The 7,787-nt window shown below is 58.6% G+C and carries 7 protein-coding genes; 6 read left to right on the top strand and 1 reads right to left on the bottom strand.

Features of this window, described 5'->3' with window-relative positions; genetic code table 11:
• Nucleotides 1-219 precede the first annotated feature (219 nt).
• Nucleotides 220-1,179, top strand: a complete 960-nt coding sequence (locus AAF555_12100) for an RluA family pseudouridine synthase (GenBank protein MEM6912307.1) — start codon at nt 220-222, stop codon at nt 1,177-1,179.
• Between the two features lie 10 nt (nt 1,180-1,189).
• On the opposite strand, the gene AAF555_12095 is transcribed toward AAF555_12100, so the two are convergent.
• Nucleotides 1,190-2,125, bottom strand: a complete 936-nt coding sequence (locus tag AAF555_12095) for a squalene/phytoene synthase family protein (protein ID MEM6912306.1) — start codon at nt 2,123-2,125, stop codon at nt 1,190-1,192.
• A gap of 22 nt (nt 2,126-2,147) precedes the next feature.
• On the opposite strand from AAF555_12095, the gene hemW reads away from it, so the two are divergent.
• From hemW to AAF555_12070, 5 genes are all read left to right on the top strand, one after another.
• Nucleotides 2,148-3,290 (top strand): radical SAM family heme chaperone HemW, encoded by a 1,143-nt coding sequence (hemW, locus tag AAF555_12090; protein ID MEM6912305.1) that lies wholly within the window; start codon nt 2,148-2,150, stop codon nt 3,288-3,290.
• Nucleotides 3,291-3,321: 31 nt separating this feature from the next.
• A complete protein-coding gene (locus tag AAF555_12085) occupies nt 3,322-4,374 on the top strand; it encodes a 3-deoxy-7-phosphoheptulonate synthase (GenBank protein ID MEM6912304.1) in 1,053 nt (350 codons plus the stop codon).
• Nucleotides 4,375-4,824: 450 nt separating this feature from the next.
• On the top strand, nt 4,825-5,277 hold the full coding sequence (locus tag AAF555_12080; GenBank protein MEM6912303.1) for a hypothetical protein: 453 nt from the start codon (nt 4,825-4,827) through the stop codon (nt 5,275-5,277).
• Nucleotides 5,278-5,849: 572 nt separating this feature from the next.
• Nucleotides 5,850-6,407 (top strand): YrbL family protein, encoded by a 558-nt coding sequence (locus tag AAF555_12075; protein MEM6912302.1) that lies wholly within the window; start codon nt 5,850-5,852, stop codon nt 6,405-6,407.
• 303 nt (nt 6,408-6,710) lie between these two features.
• Entirely contained in the window at nt 6,711-7,637 is a 927-nt protein-coding gene (locus AAF555_12070; protein MEM6912301.1) for a hypothetical protein, read from the top strand.
• Nucleotides 7,638-7,787 lie beyond the last annotated feature (150 nt).

Here is a 7,787-nt window from a genome sequence, read left to right as displayed (position 1 = left end):
TTTCGGGCCAGACCAAGGCGCGACGAGGGCGCGGTGCAGGCACCGTAACCGAGGAGCAACGCTGGGCTGGCTCGAAAGACACCGGCTCTTCCTTCCCCGCGCTTCAGCGCCTCTTCCCCACAACACCTCCCCTCCATTCTACCAGTGAATTCTGAAGGTTGGTATAAGAAAGCCTTTTCGTTGCCAGGTAGAAGTCCTCGCAGGAGACTCTCCTCAGCCGTGTCCCCGACCCACACCTTCACCGTCGCTCCGGACGAATCCCGAGAGCGACTGGACAAACTCCTAGCCACCCGCCTGCCCCAGCTCTCCCGATCCCTCTCTCAAAGCCTGATCAAGAAGGGGGCCATCACCCTGAATGGAGCAACCGTCAAACCCCGCAGCAGTGTCGCCGCCGGGGACCTCATCCGGGTCGAACTGCCTGAGCCTGAGTCAGAACAAATCCTTCCCGAAAAACTCCCCCTGGACCTTCTCCATGAAGACCCCCAGATCCTGGTGGTCAACAAAGCCCCCGGCATGGTGGTCCACCCCGGCGTGGGCCACCGCCGCGGCACCCTCGTGAATGCCCTCTTGCATCACTGCGGCCCGGACCTCGCCTCCACCGGCGACCCCGACCGCCCCGGCATCGTCCACCGTCTGGACAAAGACACCAGCGGCTGCCTCGTGGTGGCCAAAACCGCACATGCCCAGCGCGAACTCGCCGCGCAGTTCGCCGCCCGCACCACGCGCAAACTCTACCTGGCCGTCGTGGAGCGGGGACCGAAAGAAGACGCCGGCACCGTCCACACCCATCTGGCCCGCCACCCCGTGCATCGGATGAAACGAGCCAACGTGGAAAGCGATCGCGGGAAAGAAGCGCTCACTGACTACCGGGTCCTCACGCGTCACCCCGACAGCAGTCTGCTGCTCTGTCGAATCCACACCGGCCGCACTCACCAAATTCGCGTCCACTGCCTCACCCTCGGTTGCCCCATTTTAGGCGACGAACTCTATGCCAACCTCAAGCGACAAACTCCCCCCGCCGATCGCCTCATGCTCCACGCCTGGCAGCTCCAGCTCCGCCATCCAACCACGGGCGAAATCCTCCACTTCCTCGCCCCCTCCCCGGGCTCCTTCCACCCCTGGATGCCCTCCGAAGAAGCCTTGGCAGGTCACTCCGCGCACCTAAACCCCGAAACTTGAAGAGAAAAGACTACTCCCGCCAGCCCCGAAGCATACCTAGGAAAAGCAGCCGACGAAGCTCCGACCTGGGCACCTTGATCCCCCTCTCCACCTCCTCCCACTCGGCCGTCTCCAGCCGCGCGAGCGTCTTACGAGCCAAGGCCAAAGGCAGCCCGACCGCCAAGCGCAGCCTCCAAGGGCGCACCGCAGCCAAATACTCGCCTCCCCGATTGAGGTAACCGCGACAACGCGCCCGCCAAGGCTCCGCCTCCCTCCACAGCACCTCTCCCTCCCACGAACTCGACGTCTCCCGAGGAAGGTAACAGCGCCCCTGGCGCAAGTCCTCGGGCAAATCGCGCAAAATATTGATGAGCTGCAAGCCTTGGCCGAGAGCCCGGCCGCGTTCCCGCATCGGCTCCGCCCCCCTCACGAAATATCGCGGGACACACCGCTCACACAGATCCGTCCAAAACTCCCCCACACAGCCCGCCACCAAAACGGTATACTCCGTCAGCTCGACCTTGGAATGGAGCTGCACCGGATGGTTCCGGTCCGCGTCCCCGAATCGCTCCACATCCAGCCGCTGTCCGCGGAAAATCTGGGACAGCATCGCCTCCATCTTCTCGCGAACCCAAGCCTCCTGCCCGCGATGGAGCCCTCGCAGCCTGGCCCAAGCCCCCAAAAGACGCTGCTCGCCGGGATGGGCCAGCTTCGCCCGCAGAGAAAGCAAATCCCCCTCCAGCGCCCGGTCCTCCCCGCCCCGGAGACTCTCCTCCAGACGCCGCAGCAGGGCCACTCGGCGCCCCGGAGCGGCCGAAGAAGAATCCGCCACCGAATCGCTCAAGCGCGCCAGCAAATACCCCAAACCGAGAGTTCCCCTGACCGAATTTGGGAGCACCTTGAGAGAGAGAAAAAAAGACCGGGAGACATCCCGTAAAATACCCTCAAGTTCCCGGCCGCGATCCACCCCTCTCCTCTTGACTGAAAAATTGGCACTGAAAACCGAAAACTCCTCGGCCCGCCCCCTGGTCGCGCACCTTTACGTCCACATCCCCCTCTGCACGCGGATCTGCCCCTACTGCTCCTTTTACAAACACACCCCGGGCAAAACAGACCAGGCCGCCCTCGTCGAAGCCCTGCTTGCCGAAGCCACCCTCCGCCTGCGCCGACTCGAAGTACGGCCCACCACCATCTACCTGGGAGGCGGCACACCCACCGCCTTGGACGCCTCTCACCTGGCACGGCTTCTCGAAGGCATTCATCGACTCTTTGACCTTCGGCACCTGGCCGAATGGACCGTCGAAGCCAACCCCCGCACCTTCGAAGACGGCAAAGCGCTCCTCCTCAAACAGGCCGGCGTCACCCGCATCTCCCTCGGGAACCAAACGTGGAATCCCCGCCTCCTCAAACTGCTGGGACGGGATCACCACCCCCAGCAAGCCATCGAAAGCTACTGGCACCTGCGCGAAATCGGCCTGCCGCTCATCAATCTCGATCACATGTTCGCCCTCCCCACCCAGACCCTCTCCGAGTGGCAAAAAGACCTCGAGCAAACCATCCAACTCCAGCCAGACCACATCTCCGCCTACAACCTCACCTACGAAGAAGACACCCACTTCATGAAGCGATATCAGAAAGGCGACTTCGAGCAGGACGACGATCAAGACGCCGACTTCTTCCGCACCGCGGACACCCTGCTCACCAGCGCCGGCTACCACCACTACGAAATCTCAAACTACAGCCACCCCGGCAAAGAATCCCTCCACAATCGAGCTTACTGGGCCGGTGCCGACTACCTCGGCCTCGGGCCGAGCGCCGTCACCACCGTCGGTGGACAACGGTGGAAAACCCTCCCCCACACCCAGCGCTACATCGCAGCGCTTCAAGCGGGTGAAGACGTCCGCACCGAAAAAGAAACCCTCCAAACAGCCGACACCCGGCTCGAGAGGATCGCCCTCGGCCTGCGAACCACCGAAGGCATCTCCCTCTCCCTCCTGGGCGCGCTCCCAGAAGCCGACCCCAGGGTGGATGACCTCCTCCACGAAAACCTCGTCCAAAAAGAGAAAGATCGCCTCTCCCTGACACCGCGGGGAAGAGTCCTCGCCGACGAAATCGCCGCCTACCTGGCCTGAACGCCAAGCCCCTCTCTGGAATCCTGCCCTCGTGAAACGCACCTCCGACCTCCACATCGCCAAATACCAGGCTCTCCCCTCGCCCCTCGACCTCTGCCAACGCATCGCGCGCACCCCGGCCCAAGGCGAATTCATCGCAGAATCCCGCGACACCATCGCCCAGCTCCTGGTGGGAAAAGATCCACGGCTCCTCGTCATCGTGGGGCCCTGCTCCATCCACGACACTCAGGCCGGCCTGGACTACGCCCGCAAGCTGGCCGCCTTGGCGGAAGAAGTTCGGGAACGCCTCTATCTCGTCATGCGGGTCTACTTCGAAAAGCCTCGCACCACCGTCGGATGGAAAGGTCTCATCATGGACCCACATCTCGATGGCAGTGACGACCTTTGCCAAGGCTTGGAAAGGGCCCGCACCTTCCTAAGAGACGTCATCGACCTCGGACTGCCCACCGCCACTGAACTGCTCGATCCCATCACCCCCCAATACATCGCCGACCTCATCTGCTGGTCGGCCATCGGTGCCCGCACCACTGAATCGCAAACCCATCGGCAAATGGCCTCAGGACTCTCCATGCCGCTCGGCTTCAAGAACGCCACCTCTGGCGCCCTCACCCCCGCCCTCAACGCCATCCAAGCAGCCCTCCAGCCGCAAACCTTTCTCGGCGTCAGCCCGGAAGGCCAAGCCAGCTCCGTCACCACCAGCGGAAACCCTCACTGCCACCTCATCCTCCGAGGCGGCGACCAAAGGACTAACTACAGCTCAAGCAACGTCGCCGCCGCCGCCGAAAGCCTGGCCCAAAGGCAACTTCCCACCGCCATCATGATCGACGCCAGTCACGGCAACTCGCAGAAAGATCACCACCGCCAACCGGAAGTCTTCCGGGAAATCCTCCGCCAGCGCCAAGCGGGCAACCACGCGCTCTCTGCCATGTTAGAAAGCAACCTCGTCGAGGGCAACCAGCCCTTCCCGCAGGCCCCGGAACAGCTCACCTACGGGCAAAGCATCACAGACGCCTGCCTCGACTGGGAAACCACCGCCGACCTCCTCCGCGAAGCAGCCCAAATCCCACAAAGCACCCCCGCCTAAGACCAAGCTGCCGGATCAAGTGGTAGAACGGCCGCGTGAATTTTCGGGTCAGACCAAGGCACGACGAGGGCGTGGTGCGGGCACCGTAACCGAGCAGCAACGCTGGACTGACCCGAAAGGCACCGGCTCTCCCTTCCACGCGCTTCAGCGCCTCCTCCCTACTCTACCTTCCAGTGGATTCTGGAGGTTGGTATTAGGCCGAACCAAGGCCCGGCGACCGCGCACTCCCCGCACCGTGCCCAGAAAAAAAGCCGTGCCCGAAAACCGCGAACAAAATCCTCCTCACGGCCGAACCCAGAATCTTGGGACTTCCAACCGAGTGCTTTTGTAGCAAAACCCACCGTAATATCAGTTTCCCAGGTGATACGAATAAATACTGTTCGGAAAAAAATCGTAGGCTTTCTCCATAACGGGATTGAATACGTGATACCCACGATCTTCAAAGCCACGATGTTTGACTGGGCGAAGGACGTCATTGAAAACGGCACCATTTACTTCACCAACATCGAGGAGTTCATTTTAGATACTCACCCTGATCGGGGAGACGCCGATGAAGGGCGGCAGATATTGAATCGCAATGATGTTCGCTGCACAGCCGAATACGCCGGGCCGGTTTTTGTCTGGTGTTGCACGCTGGATACGGACCCGCACCGTGTGATTCGAACGTGGCCTGACAAAAATTGCGTTGTGCAGATTTTGGACACGGTCGAATTCTCACGGCGAATCACGACGGCTCTTGGTCAGCGGAAACCGAAGCTTTGTCCGCTCCATGTTGGTCCCGTCTCGTATACCAAGACCGGTGGAGGATATGAGCAGACGGAATCTTTCAGAAGGATCAGAGTTATGACGGACAGAAAGAATTTAGATTTGCTCTCAAAGGCCAATTGGGCGACAAGCAGCTGAATCATGTGATTTTGAATCTCGGATCCTGTCGAGATATCGTGCGGATTGCAATGAAAACCAAACCCGAACAAGACGGCGCACACAACCGCTGACCGCGCTGTTGTTTTGACGTGACTTTGTAGTTTGGAAGTCCACTCTTTCAGCGATGCGGCCCTGATGGTCAGCGGCATGTGGCCTTCAACGTTCGACAGAAAACTATAAACCCGAAGCCGGAGAGAAGTGCGCTGAAGGCTTGGGCTAAATCTGCGGTGGTCTGCATAGTTGCGAGCCCCGTGATCCTCCTCGCATGATGAGATGCAATCGCCCACTTCGTTATGGCCGCTTGAAAGCACCCCGAGGATAGCTGCTAGCCATCACTCGGATGCTTTTCCCAGCCAGGACGCGCCCTTCACAGCAGCCTCTTTCACTCTAAGCAACCAACCGCCCCAGTTTTTCTTCGTTCGGCTCCAAAAATCGGCTTGTTCAGCCCTGTCGTAGGGGAGTTTCACTTGATGTCCTAGATGGATCTCTCTACCCGTCTACAAAACAACACAGATCATCCAGGCCAAAATTTCTGAAACCCTTTCGCTCTAATGATCCATCTAGATGAAACACTTCTTCTTGGCGAGGGAGGGGATAAATTTTGCTATTCCCATCCTTTCGATAAAACCAGATGCATTAAAATCGTGAAGAGTGATGCTTCTGCGCAGAAAAATATCCAAATCGAGCTGAGAGCTTATGCGCTACTACAAAAAAGAAAGATCGCAGCGCCCTACCTTTCATCCTACTTCGGAACCTTGGACACCAACTTGGGTTTAGGATATGTATTCGAGTATATTGCTTCTTTTATCGGCGGTCTTGAGGAATTGAAACCAGAAGAACTAAAAGAAAGGATTCTTGATCTCTACCAAAAATGCCTCATTGATTCGGTCGTTTTGCGAGATCTGAGCATTGGAAATCTCCGACTCGATGCCAGCCGCAATATAAAGATCATTGATGGCCTCGGGGCCCGAGAATTTTTCCCGATTTGTTATTGGAGCAGGTTCTTTGCGAGGCAAAAAATTAGACGCAAGTTTGCCGAATTGATCGATGGCCTCCGCGAGAAAACGAACGAGTGGACGCAACCGCTGCGAAAGGGAAACGCATCCTAATACCAAGCTGCAGAATTGGCTGGTAGAATGGCCGAGTGGATTTCGGGCCAGACCAAGGCGCGACGAGGGCGCGGTGCAGGCACCGTAACCGAGGAGCGACGCGGGGCTGGCTCGAAAGACACCGGCTCTCCCTTCCCCGCGCTTCAGCGCCTCTTCCCCACACCACCTTCCCTCCATTCTACCAGTGAATTCTGGAGGTTGGTATAACAACGCCGAAGGAGGTTGGAAAATCATTCACTTTTCTATCGCTTGTCCTGTTGGTCAGCCTTGATCGGGCTCGAGTTCTGTTTCACCAACGTAAGGTTGATCGTCGCGGTCATTCGCCTGAATTCGGTCAGGCCTTTGTTCTACCCGGTCGCACCCTTTCTAGTTGAAATGCTTTCCAGTAAGTTATCAGCGATCTTCCTCCTCACTGACATTCCCGTCTGGACTCGTCCCCTGGAGAACTCCCTTCGTCATCGAGGTGCCTCTGTTAGAGTTGGCTCTGACCTTTCGGCTGCCGAGGACTTCAACATGGTGGTCAATCGGATTTCCACGCAGTTGCTTCGGATAGCTCCCGAGGACTTGGAACAGTTACGGCGTGCTTTAGAGCGACTAGAGAGTCAGGGTCGACCGGTCATCAACGGGCTTGCGTCCCTTGAAATCGGTCTTTCAAAGATGAAACAAACAGCGCTTTTTCAAGCTTGCCAGGTCGCTACTCCGGAGACCGCGCTGGCCATTGCAGGGGGGCGCGCTCTGCCGGGCAGAGAGGTTCTGCTGAAGCCTCCGCGAGGCGGTTTTGGAAAAGGGATTCAAAGCCTCTCTCGGGAGGAAACTGCGCCGCCTGATCTCGATTCTTCCCTCGAATGGATCGAGCAAGAGTTTTTGATGCCAGTCGATGGCTTGGTTCACCGCATCGAGCTGCTAGGGGATCGGATTCTTTATGACGCCGCTACCCCCTTTCAACCCGGCGAATTCGACTATTGCCTAGCCAAGGCAGGCCACGAATCAAGACTAACCTCTTCTGAGGCCATCGACGCAGAAGTCCAAGACCAAGCACTCCAGATCGCGCGGAAGGCTGGAATGGAGCTTGGTGCTCTCGAATATTTTCTTCTCGCTGACGGCAGGCCTTGCTTCTTCGATTTCAATCCAGTTTCCAGCCTGCACCCCAAGGCTGCCGAACTCCTCGGCCAAGACCCGATTCAGATGACGGCGGATTACATTCTGAGGTCTGCCGTCTCTTCTAAGTGAAGTCGCCTAATACCAAGCTGCAGAATTGGCTGGTAGAATGGCCGAGTGGATTTCGGGCCAGACCAAGGCGCCACGAGGGCGCGGTGCAGGCACCGTAACCGAGGAGCAACGCTGGGCTGGCTCGAAAGACTCCGGCTCTCCCTTCCCCGC

This window comes from Verrucomicrobiota bacterium (assembly GCA_039027815.1).
Classification (GTDB): Bacteria; Verrucomicrobiota; Verrucomicrobiia; order Verrucomicrobiales; family JBCCJK01; genus JBCCJK01.
Note: the sequence above shows the minus strand (reverse complement) of the source record. Positions and strands in the feature narration are given on the sequence as shown.